The 23218-nt window shown below is 64.1% G+C and carries 5 protein-coding genes; all 5 read left to right on the plus strand.

Annotation, left to right across the window (positions count from 1 at the left end; translation table 11 throughout):
- The first annotated feature begins 123 nt into the window (after positions 1-123).
- From ABTV87_RS12245 to ABTV87_RS12265, 5 genes are read left to right on the plus strand one after another with little or no spacing between them, the layout of a single operon-like run.
- The gene (locus ABTV87_RS12245; protein WP_433899603.1) at positions 124-9132 is read left to right on the plus strand and encodes an amino acid adenylation domain-containing protein; all 9009 of its coding nucleotides are present in this window, start codon (positions 124-126) and stop codon (positions 9130-9132) included.
- Positions 9129-13241, plus strand: a complete 4113-nt coding sequence (locus ABTV87_RS12250; RefSeq protein ID WP_433899604.1) for an amino acid adenylation domain-containing protein — start codon at positions 9129-9131, stop codon at positions 13239-13241. Before ABTV87_RS12245 ends, ABTV87_RS12250 begins: the two co-directional genes overlap by 4 nt.
- Positions 13241-22324 (plus strand): amino acid adenylation domain-containing protein, encoded by a 9084-nt coding sequence (locus ABTV87_RS12255; protein ID WP_433899605.1) that lies wholly within the window; start codon positions 13241-13243, stop codon positions 22322-22324. Before ABTV87_RS12250 ends, ABTV87_RS12255 begins: the two co-directional genes overlap by 1 nt.
- Positions 22321-23010 (plus strand): hypothetical protein, encoded by a 690-nt coding sequence (locus ABTV87_RS12260; protein ID WP_433899606.1) that lies wholly within the window; start codon positions 22321-22323, stop codon positions 23008-23010. The genes ABTV87_RS12255 and ABTV87_RS12260 overlap by 4 nt, the downstream gene beginning before the upstream one ends.
- Entirely contained in the window at positions 23003-23209 is a 207-nt protein-coding gene (locus tag ABTV87_RS12265; protein WP_085649153.1) for an MbtH family protein, read from the plus strand. The genes ABTV87_RS12260 and ABTV87_RS12265 overlap by 8 nt, the downstream gene beginning before the upstream one ends.
- The last annotated feature ends 9 nt before the right edge of the window (positions 23210-23218 follow it).

Genomic DNA, 23218 nt, shown 5'->3' on the forward strand with positions numbered 1-23218 from the left:
GCGCCGCGCCATCCTCCTGAATTCGAATGACCGTGCCGGCATCTGATGCCGGGGCCTGACTGGCGGGGCATTTCTGTCCCGGCCTGATCACAAAAATAAAGTAGTCATGGACGGTAGCCTCCGATGCTCGATAACACTTCCTTGCGTGGGACGAATCCCGCGCAGCCCGACGTTTCCTCCTCGAAACCGTTCGATGCAGATCTGTGCGTACACGGTCTGTTTGAAGCGCAGGTGCTGCGCAACCCCGAGGCGATTGCCGCGCGCTGGCAGCAGGAGGCGCTCAGTTATCGTGAACTGAACACCCGCGCCAATCGCTTGGCCCATCACCTGCGCAGCCTCGAGGTCGGGCCGGACGTGCGGGTCGGGCTGTGTCTTGAGCGTTCGCTGGAGATGTTGGTCGGCGTACTCGCGGTGCTCAAGGCTGGCGGCGCCTATGTGCCGCTGGACCCGGCCTACCCGCAGGCGCGGCTGGCGCACATGCTGGCTGACAGTGCACCGCCGGTGGTGCTGACTCACGGCCAGGCGCGCGATTTTTTGCGGGCGGCGCTCGAACAGTCGGCGACTGCACCGACTGTGCTGGATCTGGCCGACGCCAGTGATTGGGCTTCGCTCCCAGCAGACAACCTCGATCCTCACTCAATCGGTCTGACACCCCGGCACCTGGCTTACGTGATCTACACCTCCGGCTCCACCGGCACCCCGAAAGGCGTGATGGTCGAGCATCGCGGACTGGTCGCCGTGAGCGCCGACTGGGCGCAGCTCTATGCTCTGGGCGAGCCGATCAGCCACCTGCAGATGGCCGGTTTTTCCTTCGACGTGTTCAGCGCCGACCTGATCCGTGCGCTGGGTTTTGGCGGCACGCTGGTGCTCTGCCCACGAGACACCCTGATGGACCCGCCGGCCCTGTATCGCCTGATGCGCGAGGCGCAGATTGGCTTTGCCGACTTCGTGCCGGCGCTGCTCAATCCTTTGCTGGCGTGGGTCGAAGAGACTGGTCACGATCTGTCGTTCCTGCGCACCATGGTCTGCGGCTCGGACATCTGGACTGCCCACAGCGCGCAGCAATTGCGCAGGCTCTGCGGTGAGCAGGTGCAGATCGTCCAGGCCTATGGCGTGACCGAAGCGAGCATCGACAGCACCTGTTTCGAGTTCACCGACAGCAGCCAGATCGACGCGGTGCTGCCCATCGGCCGGGCACTGCCCAACACCCGGATTTACCTGCTCGACGTTGACGGCGCACCGGTTGCCGAGGGTGTTGCGGGCGAGTTGTACATCGGCGGCGTCGGCGTGGCGCGCGGTTATCTGAACCTGCCGCAACTGACCACCGAGCGTTTCATCGACAACCCGTTCGAGGCGGGCGAACGCCTTTACCGCACCGGAGATCTGGCGCGTTATCGGGCTGACGGTCAGCTGCAATTCCTCGGCCGCAACGATTCCCAGGCCAAGTTGCGCGGCCTGCGTCTGGAACTGGGGGAAATCGAAACCCGGTTGGCGGACATTCCGGGCGTGCGCGAAAGCGTGGTGTTGCTGCGCCAGGACAGTCCCGGTGAACCACGTCTGGTCGCCTACTACTGCGAAAAACCAGACACCACTTTGAGCCCGCGTTCCCTGCGTGAACAGCTGCAAGTCAGCCTGCCGGATTACATGGTGCCGACCGCCTTCGTGCGCCTCGACTCGTTGCCGCTGACCGCCAACGGCAAGGTCGATCGGCCCGGTTTACCGGCGCCGGACGCCGAGGCGTTCGATCAGCAGGAATACCAGGCACCACAAGGCCCGCTGGAAACCGCGCTCGCCGCGATCTGGGCCGACGTGCTCGGTGTCGAGCGGGTGGGACGTCAGGATCAGTTCTTCGCTCTCGGCGGTCACTCGCTGCTGGTGATGCGCGTGCTGGCGCAGGTTCGTCATGCGCTGGAGCTGGAAGTCGCGCCTTCGACGCTGTTTGCCGCGCCGGTTCTGGCGGCGTTCGCCGAACGGCTGCAAGCCAGTCAGGCTGCGGCTCGCCCGGCCATCACGGCCCTTGAACGCACGGGCGCGCAAACGTTGTCGTCTGCTCAGCAGCGCCTGTGGTTTCTGGCGCAAATGGAGGGTGGCAACGCGGCGTACCACATGCCGCTTAACCTGCGTTTGCGCGGTTCGCTGGACGTGCCGGCACTCGAACGCAGCTTCAATCAGCTGGTGGCGCGCCATGCTGCGCTGCGCACCACGTTCATTGCCGTTGAAGGGGAAGGGCGGCAATGGGTTTCGCCGCCTGCGCACAGTGTCCGGCTGACGGTGACTGACGTGCAGGGGCTCGATGCGCAAGAACGCCTGAGCCGCTTGATCGACGAGGAGGGCGCCCGACCGTTCGACCTGAGCCGGGGCCCGATGATGCGGGTCAGCCTGGTGCGGCTGGCGGCGGATGACCATGTGTTGCTGCTGACCCAGCATCACATCATCTCCGACGGCTGGTCGATGGGCGTGCTCACCCGCGAGCTCGGTCAGCTGTACGCAGCGGCGTTGCAGGATCGCGACGATCCGCTGCCGCCCTTGCCGGTGCAGTACGTGGATTACGCCGTGTGGCAAAAGCAGTGGCTGACCGGCGACGTGCTGGAGCAGCAGAGCCGTTACTGGCGCGAAACCCTCAGCGGCGCGCCGGTGCTGCTGGAGTTGCCGACCGATCACAAGCGCCCGCCCGTGCAGGATTACCTCGGCGGCTTTGTTCCGTTGGTCTTCGACGCCGCTTTGACCGCACGCCTGAAAGCCCTGGGCATGCAGCAAGGCACCACGCTGTTCATGACTCTGCTGGCCGGGTTTTCGTTGCTGCTGTCGCGCCTGTCGGGGCAAAGCGATGTGGTGATCGGCGTGCCATCGGCCAACCGCCCGCAGCAGGAACTGGAAGGGCTGATCGGTTTCTTCGTCAACACCCTCGCGCTGCGCATGACTCAGTCCGGGACGCTGTCGGTGGCGCAATGGCTGCAACAGGCGCGGCGAGTGGCGCTGGAGGCTCAGGAACATCAGGACCTGCCGTTCGAGCAAGTGGTGGAATTGCTCAATCCGCCGCGCAGTCTGGCCCACAGTCCGCTGTTTCAGGTGTTGTTTGCCTGGGAACAGGATCAGGATTCCGACCTGCTGCTGACCGGGCTGGACGTTACGACGGTCGAGAGCAGTCATCACGTGGCCAAGTTCGATCTGCAACTGGCGCTCAGTGAGCGTGACGGGCAGATCGTCGGCGGTCTGGAATATGCCTCGGGCCTGTTCGAACGCGGCACTGTCGAGCAGTTCGGCGAGTACCTGCGTCGGGTGCTGACGCAGATGGTCGAGGACAGCCAACAGTCGCTGGCGAAGATCAAGCTGCTGAGCGCCGAGCAACACCAGCAGATCGTCCATGACTGGAACCGCACCGCGCGGGATACCGCGTCGTTGCCCGGTTGTGTGGCGCGCTTCGAAGCCCACGCCCGGCAGACGCCCGACGCCGTGGCGCTGCTCGCCGACCGTGAGCAACTGAGTTACAGCGACCTGAATCGCGCCGCCAACCGCCTCGCGCATTACCTGATCGAACAAGGCGTCGGCCCAGAACATCGCGTCGGTTTGTGCCTGGAGCGCTCGCCGCAAATGGTCATCGGCCTGCTGGCGATCCTCAAGGCCGGCGCGGCGTACGTGCCGTTCGACCCGGCTTACCCGAGCGAACGTCTAGCGTTCATGTTCAGCGATGCCGCGCCGAGCATGCTGCTGACCCAGTCGAGCCTGATGGCCGGGCTGCCGGTCAACGAGGCGAAAATCTGCTGCCTGGACACCGACGCAGCGCAATGGACACAACACCCGACTGATGATCCGCAAGTCACGGTGCGCCCGGAAAATCTCGGCTACGTGCTCTACACCTCCGGCTCCACCGGACGCCCGAAAGGCGTGGCCCACAACCGTCGTGCGCTGGACAACCTGATTGCCTGGCAACTCGATCAGGGCAGGGCACCGCAACGCGTGCTGCAATTCGCCTCGCTGAACTTCGACGTCTCGTTCCAGGAAATCTGCAGCACGCTGTGCCAGGGCGGCAGCCTGTTGCTGATGACCGAAGACAGCCGCAAGGACCTCGCCGCGTTGCGCCCGACCCTGGTGGCCGAAGGCGTGCAGCGGGCGTTCCTGCCGTTCGCCGTGTTGCAGCAACTCGCCGGCCTGACCGAGGCCGATGCGCCGATGCCGGCCGGCGGTTGCGAGATCATCACCGCCGGTGAAGCCCTGCAAATCAATGACGAACTGCGCGGTTTTGTCCGTGGGCTCGGCGGTGCGCAGTTGCATAACCAGTACGGGCCGACCGAAACCCATGTGGTCAGCCAGTTCAGCCTCGACTGCAACGACGCCGAGTCCTGGCCGGACGCGCCGCCCATTGGCCGTCCCATCGCCAATGCGCGGCTGTACGTGCTGGACGAGCATCTGAATCCGGTGCCGGTCGGCGTGGCGGGTGAGTTGTACATCGCCGGCGCCTGCCTGGCCCGTGGCTATCTGAATCGTCCGGACCTGACCGCCGAGCGCTTCCTGCCGGACCCGTTCAGCGCCGAGCCGGGCGCGCGGATGTACCGCAGCGGCGACCTCGCGAAATTCCTGGCCGACGGCAACGTGCAGTACCTGGGACGCATCGACCAACAGGTGAAATTGCGCGGCTTCCGCATCGAACTCGGCGAGATCGACAGCCTGTTGCATCAACACCCCGGCGTGCAGGAAGCCGCCGTGTTGCTGCGTGAAGACGTGGCCGGCGACAAACGTCTTGTGGCTTACGTGGTCGGCTCTGCAACCAGTGAATCCCTGCGCGCCGAACTGCAACGCCAGTTGCCCGAACACATGATCCCGAGTGCCTGGGTCCGGCTTTCGCAATTGCCGCTGACCCGCAACGGCAAGCTCGACCGCCAGGCGCTGCCGGCACCGGAACGCAGCGCCGGGGCGACCTACGAGGCGCCGCGCAATGACATTGAACGTCAGATGGCCGAGATCTGGGCCGAAGTGCTCAAGTGCGAGCGGGTCGGCATCCACGACAACTTCTTCGACCTCGGGGGTCATTCGCTGCTGGCGACACGGATGATCTACGCGATCAACCAGCGCATGGGCGCGCAACTGTCCCTGAGCAGCCTGTTCCAGACCCCGGTGTTGCTGGATCTGGCGGCGCAGGTCTCGCGTGATGATCAGAGCATCGAACCGGCGTTCATTCAGATCGAGCCGGATCGCGCTAATCGACATGAACCATTCCCTCTGACCGATATCCAGCAAGCCTACTGGTTCGGTCGCGAGGCCACGGTCAGCCTCGGTGGCGTCAGCGCTCACGGTTACGAAGAACTGCGCATTCCCGAGTTCGACGCCGAGCGTTTCGAACAAGCCTTGAACCGCATGATCCTGCGCCACGACATGCTGCGCGTGGTGTTCCTCAGCGACGGCACGCAACAGGTTCTCGCGCAGGTGCCAACCTATCGCATGCCCCGCAGCGATCTGCGCGGTTTGCCCGCCGATGTGGCGCAGCGCACGCTGGAAGCGACCCGTGAACGCCAGTCCCATCAGGTGCTGGACGCCAGTCGCTGGCCGCTGTTCGAGTTCAGCCTGTCGTTGCTCGATGACGACATTACCCATCTGCACATCAGCCTCGATGCGCTGATCGTCGACGCCGCGAGCACGCAGATTCTCGCCCGCGAACTCATGGCCTTCTACGTCGACCCGGCGTTGGAATTGGCAGAGCCGGGCCTGACTTTCCGCGACTATGTGCTGGCTGAACAGCAACTGCGTAATGGCCGCCGCTACGAGCAAGCGCTGGGCTATTGGCGTGAACGGGTGACTACTTTGTCCCCGGCGCCAGACCTGCCATTGGTGCGCCAACCTGAAAGCATCGCCAACCCGCACTTCACCCGCCGCGACCGCGACATGTCGGCCGCGCAGTGGGCGCAGCTCAAGGCCGTGGCCAAACAGTTTGCAGTGACGCCGTCGGTGATGCTCCTCACCGCGTTCAGCGAAGTGCTGGCGCTGTGGAGTCGCACGCCGCGTTTCACCCTGAGCCTCCCCCTGTTCAACCGCATGCCGCTGCACCCGGATGTCGATGAAATCATCGGCGACTTCACCTCGCTGGTGCTGCTGGAAGTCGGCATTGACGGAACACAAACCTTTACCGACAAGGCCCGCGCCGTGCAGGCGCAACTGTGGCGCGACATCGACCATTCGGTGGTCAGCGGCGTGCGGGTGCTGCGCGAATTGTCCCAGGCCCGGGGCGTGCAGCAGACGGCGATGCCGATCGTGTTCAACAGCACGCTCTCGGAAGCGGCGCCGGAACTGGCCGAGTTCAACCTCGCCGACGCATTGAACGCCAAACACATGCACAGCATCACCCAGACCCCGCAGGTATGGCTCGACCACACGTTGCTGGAGCTGGAAGGGCGCCTGTTGTTCAACTGGGACAGCATCGACGAGCTGTTCCCGCAAGGCATGATCGAGCAGATGTTCGTCGCCTATAACGCGTTGCTCGATAGCTTGTGCGAGCCAGCAGCCTGGGGCGCGAATACGCCACAACTGCTGCCGCAGGCACGCTTGCCGGCACCGGTCGACCATCAGCAAACGCTGCCATTGATGCACGAACTGTTCGAACGTCAGGCCCTTGCCACACCGGACGCACTGGCGGTGATCGGCACGCGACAGCTGACGTACGCCCAGCTTCGCTTTGAGGCCCGACAACTCGGCGCCCGATTGCAAACACAGGGCGTGCTGCCGAACCGCTTGGTCGCGGTGGTGATGGAGCGCGGCTGGGAACAAGTGGTTGCAACGCTGGCGATTCTGTATGCCGGCGGCGCTTACCTGCCGATCGAGCCGACGCAACCGGCGGAACGGCTGCGGCATATTCTGGAGCGGGCCGAGGCGAGTCTGGCCCTGACCCAACCGGCGCTGCTCGACAAGATCGAATGGCCGGCGCAAGTCACGACCATTGCCGTGACCGATGAAGTTTCAAACGATGGACTGTCACTGCAACCGGTGCAGGTGAACGAAAGCGACCTCGCTTACGTGATCTACACCTCCGGCTCTACCGGTCAGCCGAAAGGCGTGGTGATCGACCATCGCGGCGCGGTCAACACCTTGCTCGACATCAACCGGCGCTTTGCTGTCGGCCCGAACGACCGCGTATTGGCGATCTCGTCGCTGAGCTTCGACCTGTCGGTTTACGACTTCTTCGGCACGTTGGCGGTGGGCGCGGCGGTGGTCATCCTCGACCCGCAACTGACCCTCGATCCGGCGCACTGGCTCGAATTGATCAAGCGTCATCACGTCAGCCTGTGGAACTCGGTGCCGGCGCTGCTTGGCATGCTGGTCGAATACGTGGAGGGTGAGGGCGGTGCGCTACCTGCCAGCCTGCGGGTGGCGATGCTGTCCGGCGACTGGATTCCCCTGACGTTGCCCGAGCGGGCCTGGGCCTTGCAGCCTGATTTGCAACTGATCAGCCTGGGCGGTGCCACCGAAGCGTCGATCTGGTCGATCTACTACCCGGTGCAACAGGTCGACCCGGCCTGGCGCAGCATTCCCTACGGCAAGGCCCTCGATCATCAGCGCTTCTATGTGCTGGATGAAGCGCTGCAAGTGCGCCCGACCTGGGTCGCGGGGCAGCTGTACATCGGCGGCATCGGTCTGGCGAAAGGTTACTGGCGCGATGAAAAACTCAGCGCGGGCAGTTTCTTCGATCATCCACTGACCGGCGAACGGCTTTATCGCACCGGTGACCTGGGCCGATTGCTGCCGGACGGCAACATCGAATTCCTCGGTCGCGAAGACAATCAGGTCAAGGTCCAGGGCTATCGCATCGAACTGGGCGAGATCGAAGCCGCGCTCAATCGCCATCCCGGCGTGCAGAGCGCGGTGGTGCGGATTCTGGGCAGCACGCTGGGCGAGAAGCGTCTGGCGGGTTACGTGCTCAAGGCCGATCCGGCGTTGCAGGCCAGCGATTTCAGCGCGTACCTGAGCGACAAGCTGCCGGCCTACATGATTCCGCCGTCGTTCACCTTTGTTGAAGCCTGGCCGTTGTCGTCCAACGGCAAGGTCGACAAGAAACGCCTGCCGGAGCCTGAGCAAATCGAGGAGCAAGGACCGGCGCTCGAAGTCGAGGGCCCGCAGGAGCAACGGCTGGTGGAAATCGTGCAGGACGTGCTCAAGCGCGAATCCATCGCCGCCAACGCCAACCTGCTGAACCTCGGCGCAACGTCGATCGATATCGTCCGGATCAGCAACGCGTTGTCCGGCGCGTTGCAGTTCCGCCCGCACGTGGCGCAACTGCTGGCCCAGCCGACGTTGCTGCATCTGCTTGGCATGTACCGCCAGAACCGGGCGCGTCAGGATCTGCTCGGCAATGTTCAGCAGGCCCCGGAGACCCCGCAGGACATCATCGAAGATCCACAGCAGAGAGCGCAGTTCAAGGCCGAACAGCGTGGGCGCCGGGACTTCGCTCAAGCCTTGCCGGCAGTGGCACTGGATCTGCCGCAAGACCCGGCCTTCGCCCGACGTTTGAGCGATTACCGCTCGGTGCGTCAATACGATCTGCAACCGATCGCCGCCCGGGCCTTCGCCCACGTACTGGCGGCGCTGGCCCAAGGGCAACTCGACGGCGAGGTGAAATACCAGTTCCCGTCGGCGGGCGGCCTATATCCGATTCAGGCGTACCTCTACATCAAGGCGGATCGCGTGCTCGGCGTGCCCGGTGGCGCGTATTACTACGATCCCCGCCAGCATCGTTTGCTGGCGCTCCAGAGCGGAGCGCTCGACCCGGACACCTACGACTATTTCGTCAACCGACCGGTGTACGAGAACGCCGCGTTCTCGCTGTTTTTCATCGCCGACATGACGGCGATTCGTCCGTTGTACGGCGAGCGCAGCCGCGACTTCTGCCACATCGAAAGTGGGGCCATGGCCCAGTTGCTGAGCATGACCGCCGTCGAACACGGCCTGGGCCTGTGCGGCATCGGCTCGGTCGAGGAACAGCAACTGACGACGCTGTTCGATCTGGGGCCAAGCCATGAATTGATCTACTCGATGATCGGCGGGCTGCGCACAGCCGATGAACAACACCGCGCGCCGGTCGAGGCGTTTGCCATCGAGCCTGCGACCGTAAGCCAGGACGACGAAGACATGGAGGAGTTCGAAGTATGAATGCCGATCAATTGCTGGCGTTGTTCGCTCGCCATGGCGTGGTGCTCGAAGTGGACGGTGACAGGCTGCGCTGCAAGGCGCCGCGCGGGTTTCTCACCGAAGAACTGACCCAGGCGCTCAAGCGTCACAAACAGGAACTGATCGCCTTGCTCGGCGGGCACGATGACGCGGTGATTCCCCGCCGCGCCGGCGCGCACGCGTCCTGGCCGTTGTCGTTCTCGCAGCGGCAACTGTGGTTTCTCGATCAACTGGAACCCGGCAACCCGTTCTACAACGTGCCCACCGCGGTAACGCTCAAAGGGCAGTTGAACGTCGCGCAGCTGGAGCGGGCGCTGAATGAACTGGTTGCCCGCCACGAAATCCTGCGCACGATGTTTTGCAGCGTGGACGGTGAACCGCGTCAAGTTGTTCATGCATCGATGCCGCTGTCGTTGTCGGTAACGGATCTGCGCCAGTTGCCTGCCGACGAGCGTGAGCAGCAAGTGCGATTCGCCGTCGAACAGGATGCACGGGCGCCATTCGATCTGGCCACCGGCCCATTGTTGCGGGCATCGTTACTGCGCGTGGCCGACGACGAATACCTGTGGCTGTACAGCGTGCACCACATCATCGCCGACGGTTGGTCGATGGGCGTGATCCTGCATGAAGTCGCCACGCTGTACGGCGATTATCTGCGTGGCGAAACCCCGACGCTTGCGCCGCTGCCGGTGCAATACGCCGACTACGCCTGCTGGCAGCAACAGCGCATCGGCGGTGCGGCGCTGGACGCACAGCTCGATTACTGGCGCCGCACCCTGGACGACGCGCCACTGTTGTCGACCTTGCCCGCCGACCGGCCGCGACCGTTGGTGCAGCGTTATGTCGGCGCCACGTTCAGTTCCTCCGTCGATGGCGGCACCTTGCGTGAACTCACGGCGCTGGCCCGGCAGACCCAGGGCACGCTGTTCAACGTACTGCTCGGTGCTTTAGCGGTGCTGCTGTGGCGCCACAGCGGTCAGCAGGATCTGTGCATCGGCACGCCGTTCGCCAACCGCAATCGCCCAGAAGTCGAGCCGCTAATCGGCCATTTCGTCAACACCTTGGTGCTGCGTCAGCGCCTGAATCCGCAGCAAACCTTCGCCGAGCTGCTGCGCGAGGTGCGGGGTCAGATGCTCGACGTCCACGCCCATCAGGACGTGCCATTCGACCGCGTGGTCGAGGCCGTCAACCCGCAGCGCGATCCCGGCCATTCGCCGTTGTTCCAGGTGATGCTGGTGCTGCAGAACACACCGGGCAACGCGGTGCAGATGCCCGGTCTGGAACTGGCGCCGTACGGCACCAGCAGTGCCACGGCCAAGTTCGATCTGGCGTTCGAATGGGTCGAGCGGGAAGGGCGGCTGGACTTGCTGGTGGAATACAACACCGACCTCTACGACATCGCAACCATCGAACGCCTGAGCGGGCACTACCGTCACCTGCTCGAACAGATCGCCGCCGACGCCAAGCAACCGATCAATGCCTTGCCTTTGATGAACGAGGCGGAGCGTCAGCAAGTGCTTGTGGACTTCAACCGCGCCGCGCCACTGACGCAAGCGGTGCCCTGCGTGCATCAACTGGTTGAAGCGCAGGCCGCGAGCAACCCTCAGGCCTGCGCGGTGGTATTCGAGGGCGAATCCTTGAGCTACGCCGAACTCAATGCCCGGGCCAACCGACTGGCGCGGCATCTGCGCACCTTGGGCGTCGGCCCGGATGTGCGCGTGGCGGTGTGCATCGAGCGTTCGCTGGAATTACCGGTGGCGCTGCTGGCGGTGCTCAAGGCCGGCGGCGCCTACGTGCCGCTGGATCCGGATTATCCGTTGGGTCGCTTGAGCCATATGCTCGGCGACAGCACACCGGCGGTGCTGCTGACCCTCGGTTCGGCGCACGGAATCTTGCGTCAGGCCGTGCAAGGATCGAATTGGGAAGCGCCAATCCTCGACCTCGAAAAGGACGCCGCGAGCTGGTCGTCGTTGTCTGCCGACAATCTCGATCCACGCAATGTCGGCGTTAACCCTGACCATCTCGCCTACGTGATCTACACCTCCGGCACCACTGGGTTGCCCAAGGGCGCGATGGTCGCTCATCGTGGCTTGAGCAACCTGCTGCTGTGGTGTTTGCAGGTCTGCGGCGAAGCGGGAGCGATGCTGCACAAGATCCCGTTCGGTTTCGATGCCTCCGCGTGGGAGACGTTCTGGCCGCTGGCAACCGGCGGACGGCTGGTGATCGCACGGCCCGGCGGGCATTACGAACCGGCGTATCTGGCCCGCGAGGTGCGCGAGCAGCAGGTTACGGCGCTGGTGTTCGTACCGGCGATGTTGCAGCTGTTTCTGGAAGTCGACGAGGTCAGCCAGTGTACGTCGCTGACCGATGTGTTCAGCGGCGGCGGTGAACTGCCGCCAGCCCTTGCGAGGCGCTTTCAGGAACGTCTGCCCCATGCGCGGCTGCACAACGTCTACGGCCCGACCGAAACCACGGTGATCAACAGCATCTGGACCCTGGAGCCCGGCGCCGAGGTCCCGGCCCGGCAACTGCCGATTGGCCGGCCGATTTCCAACAACCGCTTTTATGTTCTCGATGACCGCGATGAACCGGTGCCGGTGGGCGTGACCGGGCATCTGCATATTGGCGGCGTCGGCGTGGCCCGGGGTTATCTGGGGCTGGCGCAGCTCAGCGCCGAACGCTTTATCGACAATCCGTTCGTGGCAGGCGATCGCCTCTATCGCAGCGGCGATCTGGCGCGTTACCGCCCGGACGGTCAGCTGGAGTTTCTGGGTCGCAACGACTTCCAGGTCAAGCTGCGCGGCGTGCGTCTGGAGCTGGGTGAAATCGAAGCCCGGCTCGAAGCGTTTCCCGGCATCCGCAGCGCCGTAGTGTTGATGGTCGGTGAAGCGGCGCAGGATCAGCGGCTGGTGGCTTGTTGCGTGGTGGCCGAACCCGTGGACGAAGCAGCGGTGCACGCCCATCTGGCGACGACGTTGCCCAGAGCGGTGATCCCCGGCAGCTATCTGTGGCTCGACGCCTTGCCGCTGACCGCCAACGGCAAGGTTGATCGCGCCTCGCTGACGGCATTGGCGGACGAAGAAATGGTCAACCGTCAGGTCAACCTGAGCAGCCCGCGCGATCACATCGAACTGGCGCTGTACCAGATCTGGAAAAGCCTGTTGCTGGCGCCGCAGATCGGCATTCGCGACAACTTCTTCAATGTCGGCGGCACCTCCATTGCTGCTATCAAAATGGCCCATGAAATCAGCCAGCAGTTCGCGGTCGAAGTGCCGGTGCGCGTGGTGCTCAGCTACCCGACCATCGAGGCGCTGGGCGGCTGGTTGCGGGTCGGGGCCAATCCGGCGTTGGCCCAGAGCAACCTGATCGAATTCCGTCGTGGCAGCGGCCAGCACAACGTAGTGTGCATTCACCCGGCGGGCGGCACGGCGTTCTGTTACCTGTCGCTGGCCAAGGTGCTGCCGGATGAAACCGGCGTCTATGGGGTGCAATCGCCGGGGCTGAATCCGGGGGAGAGCACCGAGCCGACAGTCGAAGCGATGGCCGAGGCCTACTTGCGCCAGATCGAGCCGCTGACGCAGCAACCGCTGATCCTCACCGGGCTGTCGTTCGGTGGCCTCGTGGCCTATGAAATGGCGCGGCGGTTGACGGCGGCGGGGCATCGTCAGGTGACGGTGGTGGTGCTCGACACCCAGGGCAGCGACGATCCGGGTTTCCGCGAGCAGATCGGCACCGTGGACATGGCCGAGTTCCGCGACAAGCTGGTGCGTTTCAACGGCATGTATCCCGGCATCGAAGACGCCCAGGTCGAACGCTACTTCAACATCTACAACCACAACCGGCTGGCCATGGCCGCCTATGCGTGCGCGCCGCGCGCCGGTCGCGTGGTGCTGATTCAGGCGCGGGAAGACTTCAGCCGCCATCAATTGCATGAACTGCGCGGCTTCTGGCGACGCCGCGCAGGCCACGGCTATTTGGCGAAACTGGTCAGCGGCGGGCACTGGGACATGCTCGAAAGCGCTGAAATCCATCGGGTCTCGCAAATCATCCGTCAGGAGCTGCAACGCTTCGACGCGCAGGAGGCGAAATGATGAGTGCGTCCAAAGACTTGCCATTGCTCACGCGTTTTGCCGAGCAAGTGCGGCGTAATCCGCAAGCTCCGGCGGTGATCGATCAGTCGCTCACGCTGACTTACGCGGAACTGGCCAGCGCCAGCGAACGTATCGCCCGAGGATTGCTGGCGCGCGGTGTCGAACCCGGCCAGTCGCTGGCGTTGTGCATGCCGCGTTGCTGGCAATGGATGGCGGCGATTCTCGGCGCGTTGAAGGTCGGTGCAGTGGTGGTGCCGCTGGATCGAGCGAGCCCGCGCAAGCGTCGGGAGTTGATGCTGGCGGATGCGGCGTGTGTCGGCCTGATTACCCTGGATGAAGAACCGCTGTGGTCGCCTTCTTTGTGGCAAACCAGCGTCGAGGCCTTGCTCGATCAGCCGGACGCTCCGCCGCAAACACTGGCCGAAGACTTCGCCGAGGTGATGTTCCTGTTCTACACCTCGGGCACCACCGGCACCCCGAAAGCGGTCGAGGTGGGTGAACGCGGCTTGCTGCGGCTGGCGCACAGCGACGGCTATATCGAGATTCGCCCGACGGACCGGTTTGCCTGCCTGTCCAACCCGGCGTTCGATGCGTGCAGTTTCGAGCTGTGGGCGCCGCTGCTCAACGGCGGTTGCTGCGTGATGATCGCCGACGAGGACGTGCTGGATGCGCGACGTCTGGCCGAAGTTCTGGAGCGAACACAGGTCGACAACCTGTTCATGACGGTGTCGCTGTTCAACACGTTGATTGCCGAGTGGCCGTCGTGTTTTTCCAGCGTGCGGCAGGTGCTGATCGGCGGTGAGCAGATCAGCGCTGCCGCCGTACGCGGATGGTATCGGACCAATCCTGAGAGCCGCTGCCGGATTTTCAACGTCTATGGCCCCACCGAGTGCACCACGTTTGCCTTGTGCTGGCCGATCAGCCGCGACTTTGCCGGTGACTCGGCGCCGATTGGCCGACCGTTGCCGGATACCGGCGTGTTGGTGCTGGATGAGCAGCAACGTCCGGTGCCGGCGGGCGAGGTGGGCGAGCTGTATTTGAGTGGCAGCGGTGTTGCCCGTGGCTATCGCAACCGGCCCGAAGAAACCGCCCGTCAGTTTGTTCGTTTGCCCGACCTCGACGGTGGTGCGCAGGTGCATTACCGCACCGGAGACCTGGTGCGGCGCAATGCCGAAGGCTTGATCGAGTACCTGGGGCGGGTCGACCGGCAAGTGAAGATTCGCGGCTTCCGGATCGAGCCGGGGGAGGTGGAGCAACGGATCCTGGAGCATCCGGGCGTGGCGCAGGTGTACGTCTGCACCCGGCGTCAGGCGGCTGAAGATCATCAGTTGCTGGCGTACATCGTGCCGCGCGGGGATCTGGATTATCACGTCTTCGAAAACCATCTGCGGGCGCAACTGTCGCCGTATATGCGGCCGCATCAGTTGTTCCTGCTGGAGCGCCTGCCGCTGACGGCCAATGGCAAGATCGACCGTGACGGCTTGCTGGCGCAGGGGTTGAGTCCGTGGCATCCAGTCCTGGCGGCTACGGATAACGAAAGCGTTTCACCGGCGCTGGACTGGTTGCTGAGTCAGGCCCGCTCGCTGCTCGGCCAACCGGCCCTGAGTACACAGGATGACTGGCTGGGCAGTGGTGGCGATTCGCTCAAGGCCATGCGTTTGCGTTCGGCAATTCGTGTTCGTTGGCAGCGCGAGATCGCTCTCGACACGGTGCTCAACGAGCCGTTCTCGTCACTAGCCGAACAACTGACCGGTGAGCGGAACTGCGATTCGATCTACCCACCTGCGCCTCCGATCAGTAACGCCAAACGCCTGCCAGCCACCGCCGAACAGCGCCGCTTGTGGCTGTTGCAACAACGCTCGCCCACCTCGAGCGCCTACAGCGTGCCGCTGATTCTGCACCTGGCGGCGGGCGTTGATGTCGCGGCACTGACTGAGGCCGTAGGTCGTCTCGTACAGCGTCATCCGGGGTTGCGCACGGCTTTTGCACCCGGTGCCGATGGACTCGATCAGGTAATTGCCGAGCAGGGGCCGACCTGTCGCACCTTCGCAGTCGGGCATTTCACCGAGGACAACTGGCACGCCTTCGCCGAGCTGATCTTCACCGCGCCGTTCGACCTGACCACCCCGAACCTGTTTCAGGCTTGGCTGTTGCCGTTCGCCGATGGCAGCTGCCGGCTGTTGCTGAACCTGCATCACATCATCGTCGATGGTTGGTCGGTGAACCTGCTGTTCGACGACCTGACGCAGCTTTACACCGATGCTCTGCAAGGCCACGGCAGCCCGCAACCGGCGGCTCGACTGACAACACTGGAATTTGGCCAGTGGCAGCGTCAGTGGAGCGTCGATCCGCATTATCGCGACCAGCGCCGCGCACTCGCCGAGCTGCATCGCCGTCAGGAAGAACCGTCACCTGCATTGATGCCAATGCGCGAAATCAGCCCGGACGCCCGGTTGCACCGGGAACCCTTGGGCACTCTCCGCAGCGCGGCCCTCGAACGCTTTTGCACCCAGCAACGACTGACCCGTTTCGAAGTGCTGTTCAGTGTCTTCGCCTGGAGCCTGTACGCCCTGACCGGGTGCGAGCGGCCACGGATCGCCAGCCCGGTGTCCAACCGGCCGCTGGCGGAGTTCGAAGACACCGTCGGCATGTTTGCCAACACCGTGCTGATCCCCACCGCCGTCGAACAGGTATTGACCCTGAACGAGCAGTTGCGCAAACAGACCGCCACCGTGCGCGAAGTGCTGGCGTTGCAGGACGTGGCGCTGGCGGATCTGGTGGAAGACCTGCGGCTGTCGTCTAACCCTTTGCTGTTCGATTTCATGTTCGTGCTGGAAAACACCGATTACGCGGCGCTGACCGATTCCAGCCTGCGCGCCACGCTGGAATTCAACGAGCAGTTGCACGCCAAGTGTCCGCTGACGTTGTTGATGGTGGGGAGCGGGTCGCAACTGGAATGCTGGTGGGAATATCAGTGCAGCTATTTCGATGCCGAACAGGTGCGGGCGGTGAGCGCACTGTTCCGCCGAGGCTTGGACCTGTTGCTGGAAAGCCCGGCGGCCACGCTCGACGATTTGCTGGGTCCGTATCGACTTGGTTTGCCACCCGCCAGCGAAGGTCCGCAGATTGCGCTGCCGTTCAACACATTGGCGGATGGGTTCGAGCATCAAGTGCATTCCACGCCGGAGGCGGTCGCGCTGGTTCAAGGCCAGCACCGCCTCAGCTATGGCGAACTGAATGCGCTGGCCAATACTCTGGCGGCCACCCTGATTGAGCGTCATCCCTTGCCGACCGAGAACGCGCCGCTGCATGTCGTGCTGATCCTCGACGCCTCGGTGGAACACATCGTCGCCTTGCTGGCGCTGGCCAAACTCAACCTGACCGCCGTGCCGCTGGATCCTGCTTACCCGGTGGCGATCCAGCGTCAGGTGCTGGAGCAGGCGCAGCCGCATTGCGTGCTGTTCAGCGACACGACGGCGGCCCCACTCGATGACCTGAACGCCGGACGATTCGCCACGCATCGGGTCGATCTTCACGCCGATGCCGGATCGTTCGAACGTCCGCGCCACGCCGGCGAACGGCCGCTGTACACGCTGTTCACCTCCGGATCGACCGGCACGCCGAAAGGTGTGCAAGTGTCCGAGCGCACCCTGTGCAATCTGCTGCAATGGCAGCGCACCGAAGGGCAGTTGCCGGCGAAAGCGGTGACCCTGCAGTTCTCGATGCTGTCGTTCGATGTGTCGTTCCAGGAGATTTTCAGCACCCTGTGCGGCGGCGGTTGTTATCACCTGATCACGCCGCGCTGGCGTCAGGATGCCGAGGCGTTGCTGGATTACATGGTCGAGGCGCGGATCGAGCGGCTGTTCCTGCCATACGTGGCCTTGCAGCATCTGGCGCAAACCGCCGTGGCCCGGGGCATTTACCCGTCGGCGTTGCGTGAGGTGATCACGGCCGGCGAGCAGCTGCTCTGCACCGATGCGCTGCGTAACTGGTTCGGCGGCATGCCGCAGGCCTCGCTGTTCAACCACTATGGCCCGACTGAAACCCATGTGGTCAGCGCCTTGCGCCTGCCGCCCGTGGCGCGGGACTGGCCGTTGCGCGCGCCGATCGGCCATGCCGTCGGCAATGCGCGGTTGCTGCTGGTGGATGAACACGACCGCCCGGTGCCGATCGGCAGTCGCGGCTATCTGCTGGTCGCTGGGCCGATGGTTGCCCGTTGCTATCTGGCTGATCCTGCCCTGAACGCTGCGCGGTTTGGCGAGCTGGCAGACGGCTGTTTGTACTACCGCACCGGCGATCTGGCGTGGGCCGATGCCCAGGGCTGCCTGCATTATCTCGGACGTGACGATCAGCAGATCAAACTCAGCGGCCATCGTCTGGAACTGGGGCAGATCGAGGCGGCGCTGATGCAAGTGCCGGAAGTGGTCAACGCGGTGGTCGCCGTTCAGGCCGATCCGCCACGGCTGATCGCCTGGCTGCAACTCGATGGCCAACCTGCAACGTCGCAAGCGCTGGATCGTCAGGTCGTGCGATTGCTGCCGGCCCATGTGCGAATCGATGAATACCGACGGATCCACCGCTGGCCACGGACCCCCAGTGGCAAGATCGACCGCAAGGCTTTGCCGAATCTGGGCGAGGCGCTGGAGCGGCGCAGCACGCCACAACCGGTTGTTCAATTGAGTGCGCTGGAGCGGCAACTGAGCGAGTTGTTCCAGGCCGTGATCGGCCGTGACATCGAGCCGGAGCAGACCTTCTTCGAGGCCGGCGCCACCAGCCTCGGTCTGATGCGTTTGCATGGCCGTTACGCCGAAGTGCTGCCGCACAAGGTGACGATGGCCGACCTGTTCGAACACGTTACGGTGCGGCGTTTGGCGGCGCATCTGTCGACCGCGCCGGTTGACGTGGTGGAGCGTGTACGGCAGACCGATGCAGGCCATCAGCCGATGGCGATCATCGGCATGTCGGTCAATGTGGCCGGGGCGCAGAACCTGTCCGAGTTCTGGGCAATGGTGCAAGGCAACGGGTTGGGCATCGAGCATTTTGCTGCTGAAGAAGGCCTGGTCGGTGCCCGCAGTCAGTTGGCGGGCATGCTCGATTTTGATCCCGAGTACTTCGGCATCAGCCGCCAGGAAGCGCGGCTGATGGACCCGCAACAGCGGCATCTGCTGATGGCGTGCGTGCAGGCCCTGCAACACGCGGCCATCGTTCCATCGGCGGATGGCCCGCGCATCGGTCTGATCGCCAGTTGCGGCGAAACCACGTACTTCCAGCAGATGCTGCGCGAAACCGCCGAAGACGATCTGCCGGACGGTTTTCAACTGGCGCTGCACCACGACAAGGATTTTCTGGCGACCAAGGCCGCGTATCACCTGGACCTCAACGGCCCGGCCTTGAGCGTGCAGGCCGCTTGCGGCAGTTCGCTGATCGCCGTGCACCTGGCCAGTTCGATGCTGCGGCAGGGGGACAGTGACGTGATGCTCGCGGCCGGGGTGTTGATCGACCCGACCCTGACCGAGGGCTACCGGCATCGCTCGCAGCACATCTTCTCCGCCGATGGTCTGTGTCGTCCGTTCAGCGATGACGCCAGCGGCACCCTTGGCGCCAGTGGTTACGGCGTCGTGGTGCTCAAACCGCTGGCCAAGGCGCGGGCCGACGGCGACAGGATCTATGCGCTGCTCGAAGGCTCGGCGTTGAACAACGATGGCCGGGCCAAGATGAGTTACACCGCACCGTCGGTGGCCGGGCAGAGCGCGGTCATCCGCGATGCCTTGAGCCGCGCCGGGTTGACCGGTGCCGACATCGGCTACATCGAGGCCCACGGCACCGGCACTTTGTTGGGCGATCCGATCGAGGTTGCGGCGTTGACCAAGGCTTTCGGTGACGCACCGGCCGGCCATTGCGCGCTGGCTTCAGTGAAAAGCCAGATCGGTCATCTGGGCGCGGCGGCGGGGGTGGTCGGGCTGATTCGTGCCAGTCTTGCGGTGTTCCATGGCGTGCTGCCGCCGAACCTCGGATTTGGCCGGATCAACCCGCAGATCGATCTGGAGCATTCACCATTCTACGTGCCGACCACGTCCCGGCCATGGCCGGAAGGGCGGCGGCGACTGGCCGGTGTCAGCAGTTTCGGGATTGGCGGGACCAATGCGCATGTCATTGTTGGTGCTGCCCCCACGGCGCAGGAAGGGGGCGAGGAAACGTTGCCGCTGTTGATGATCTCGGCTCACAGCCGGGCGGAGTTGCTGCGCGATATCGCGGTGATTCGTGAATATCTGCAAAAGAATTCTGAGCAGCACACCGCGTTGTTGCGGCACTTGCAGTCAGGTCGCCGGCAACTGCGCTGGCGCTTCGGGATGGTCTGCCTGCCGAGTGACGACATTCCGTTGCAGCCAACAGCGATCAAAGAGGTCACGGTCTCAAGTGCGCAGTTGATCTCGCGTGATCAATCGCCGCAGGAACTGCTGGACGCCTGGTACGAAGGCGCGAATATCCAATGGCCGCAGCGCTCGGCACCGCCGCCCTGGGATCTGCCGCCGTCGTCGTTCGATCTTCAGCCGTATCGTTTCCAGACTCTCGTGGCTAACCAACCTGACGCGACAGCCCTTGAGCGACAACCGCTGACGGACTGGTTTCACCAACGTCAGTGGCTGCGCACCCGGCGCCTGAGCGCGACAGCGACGGTCGGATCCCGTGAGGTGCTGATTCTGTGCAGCCATGTGGCGCCGGAATCGACATTGCTGACGAGCTTGAACGCTGTGTACCGACGCGTGATTCAAGTGCGCACCGGCAACGGTTTCAAGCGCTTGAGCCCGGACCGTTTCGAGCTCGATCCGCTGGACACCGAAGCCCTGAACCGGTTGCTCGCCGAGGTCGCAGAACCTGAACTCGGCGAACTCGACTGGCTGCACGCCTTGCCGCTGGCGGTGTCGGGCGCGGTCAACGAGCAATCGCTGGATCTGGCGCAGTGGGCCTGTCTGGACACGGTCAGTGCGTTGATGCAGGCCTGGGGGCAAACCCCGCGCACGACACGGCTGCGGCTCTGGTTGATGTCATGGCAGGCATGTCCGGTGGACGGCGAAGTGCGACGTCCCGAGCTGGCAGCGCTGGCCGGCATCACCGAAGTGGTGCCGCAGGAATACCCGGTGCGTTGCCACTGGCTGGATTTGCCGTCGTCGCGCCTCGAAGCGCAGGCCGGCGAGTTGGCAGCGTTGCTTGCCGATCCGGTTTCATTGCCTCGGCGAATGGCAGTGCGCGACGGTTACCTGTGGCAGCCACGCTTGATGCCCCAGCCAATAACCGGCCCAACAACCACAACCGGACTTCTGCCAGAAGACGGCACGTTTCTGGTGCTGGGCGGCAGCGGCGGCATCGGCCGCACCTTGTGCGAACACCTGCTACAGGCACCCGCGCGCCGTGTAGTGCTGATTTCGCGCCAAGGGCAATTGCCTGAGTCACTGGCGGCGTACACGTCGCGTATCGACTGCATCAAAGCGGACATCGCTGACCTGCCGCGCTGGCCACAGACTCTCGATCAACTGGCCGTACGCTACGGTCGCCTGAGCGGGGTGATTCACGCGGCGGGCGTCGGTGCAGGCAGCCTGATTCGTCACCGCGATGCCCGGCAAATGGCCGAGGCGATGGCCGCCAAAACTCGCGGCATGCTGGCGGTCGAAGCCTTGATCGAACACCTGACACCGGATTTTGTCCTGTACTGCTCGTCGATGTCGGCACTGTTCGGCGGCGCGGGGCATCTGGACTACGCAGCGGCCAGCGGGGTGCTCGACGGTTTCACCCACTATCGCCCGAACCCCGCCGACACTTGCCTGCGCCTCGTAATCAACTGGGACATCTGGCGCGACATCGGCATGGCCACCACCAGTAACGGCGCAGACGCCGCGCATCTGGAGCATCTGACGGTGGGGTTGTCGGCCGAAGAGGGCTGTCGGGTGTTCGATCTGGCGATGGCGACCCAGCTGCCGCAACTGCTGATCTCCACCACCGGCATCGACACGGCGCGGCGGTTTTATCCGGTTCGTCACGGTGCTGTGGCCACCCCGGTCGAGGCGCCGAAGGGCGTGGATCTTTCGACGCGTTTGCGTGAGTGCCTGTGCAAGTGGCTCGGTGTGGCCGAGCTGGAAGATGACGATTCGCTGTACGACCTGGGCGCTGATTCGCTGACGCTGCTCGACCTGATCGACGAACTGCAAGCGGCCACCGGTGAAGTGTTCCAGCTGTCGCAATTCAGCCACAAGGTCAGCCTGAGCGAGGTGCTGGGACTGGTCTCGACCGCTACGGTTGAAGAAGTGCCCCACGGCTGGCGCGACGCAGTGCGGATCGATCAATGGCATGCCGGAGCCGGGCGTGACTGGCTGTACCTGATCCACCCGGTGGGCGGCGATGTTCAGGCCTATAGGGAACTGGTGTCGGCGCTGCCGGCGGAGTTGGGCGTGTGCGTGATCGCCGACCCGGCGCTGCGCCTGCCGCAGTTGCCGAACATCAGCGTGGAGGAGCGTGGACTCTGGTATCTGGAGGCGATCAAGGAACATCTTCCGCACGGTAGCACTTGGCGTCTTGCAGGCTGGTCGTTCGGTGCGTGGGTGGCGCAGGCCTTGTGTCATCAGGCCCAGACTGACGGATTCAGGCAGCCGTTGTTGTACCTGATTGACCCGCCCGCGCCAGATGCCGGTGCGGAACTGGCCGGGATCGACGAACAGACCATCGAGCAGGTGTTCCAGCGCGAATTTGCCCAGCGCTGGCCGGATGTCGAAGGGCAAAGCATGGCCGAAGAGCGTCAGGCGTATCTGCAACGGCTGACGGTGTGCTGCCGCAACAACATGATCAGCATGATCGACTTCCAGCCGCCGGTGCTGGCGACCACGGCGGTGCGGCTATTCATCGCCGGGCACGCCAATCCTTATGGGCTGGGCAACGACTGGAACCCGGACGACCTGCAACGCAACTGGCACGCCTTGCTGCCGCAGTTGCGCAGCTGGCAAACCCTGGACACCGATCACTACGGCATCGTGGCGGGCCGCTGGGCGCGGTTGCTGGCCGAGGTGATCGGTACGGATGAGCCGGCGCCATGAATGAACCGATCTTGATGCCGCGATGGTGGCTGGCCCTGACCAAGGTGTTGTGCGAAGCCGAACCGGAGGAGGCCTTGCGTCTGCGCTTGAGCCGATTCCACGGACAGGTGCCGTTTCAGCTGTTTCATCTCTGGGAGGCCGACGTGGTCATGCCGATGCTCGGCGAAGCCTTGCCAGAACATCAGCAAGCGCTGCTCGCTCTGCAAAGCCTGCATCAGCGAGCGGCGCTCGGCGTGATCGGGCGTCAGGGAGAATGGCGGGCCACGCTCAAACCGGTGTTGCTGGCGCTGTATCGCAAGGCTTACGCCTACGACGCGGCGTACGCCAAGGCCCATGCCAGTGCGCTGACCTACGGCCTCGCACCTGCCAACAGCGCCATGATTACCGAGCACTTCGGCGATGCCGAGGCGTTCGCCGAGTACTACGCGCAACTGAATACCGAGGCCGCCGCCAACGCGTTTGCCCAGGCCCATGCCAGCGCCAACGCCGAAGTGTCGGCCCGGGCCTTCACGGACGAAGACGCAGACACCTGCGCGCAGATTTGCGGGGCATCCGTGCGGGTTTACGTCGGGGCTTGCGCTTCGAGCGACGAACAGCGGCATGCCGCACTCAACCAACTCGCCGCCGGGCTCGAGCGAAGCCTGGCCACGCTGCAATCCCGTTCAACAGGAGAACGACATGAATGACGCACAACTGCAATTCGATGTGGTGATCAACGCTCAGGGCCAGTATTCCCTGTGGCCGGCGGGCAAGCCGATGGCCAGCGGCTGGAGCGAGGCGGGGATGCGCGGCGAACGCCAAATCTGTCTGGATTACATCAACGAACACTGGATCGACATGCGCCCGCGCTCGCTGCGCGAGCAGTCATCGGTGTCGTTCCAATAAAAAAGGTGA

The organism is Pseudomonas sp. PSE1(2024) (genome assembly GCF_050990555.1).
Lineage (GTDB): Bacteria > Pseudomonadota > Gammaproteobacteria > Pseudomonadales > Pseudomonadaceae > Aquipseudomonas > Aquipseudomonas aphyarum.

Bases quoted from the DNA above. Each gene is read 5' to 3' on its own strand.
- ABTV87_RS12250 (WP_433899604.1), top strand. From the start codon at position 9,129: ATGAATGCCGATCAATTGCTGGCGTTGTTCGCTCGCCATGGCGTGGTG.
- ABTV87_RS12245 (WP_433899603.1), top strand. From the start codon at position 124: ATGCTCGATAACACTTCCTTGCGTGGGACGAATCCCGCGCAGCCCGAC.
- ABTV87_RS12265 (WP_085649153.1), top strand. From the start codon at position 23,003: ATGAATGACGCACAACTGCAATTCGATGTGGTGATCAACGCTCAGGGC.
- ABTV87_RS12260 (WP_433899606.1), top strand. From the start codon at position 22,321: ATGAATGAACCGATCTTGATGCCGCGATGGTGGCTGGCCCTGACCAAG.
- ABTV87_RS12255 (WP_433899605.1), top strand. From the start codon at position 13,241: ATGAGTGCGTCCAAAGACTTGCCATTGCTCACGCGTTTTGCCGAGCAA.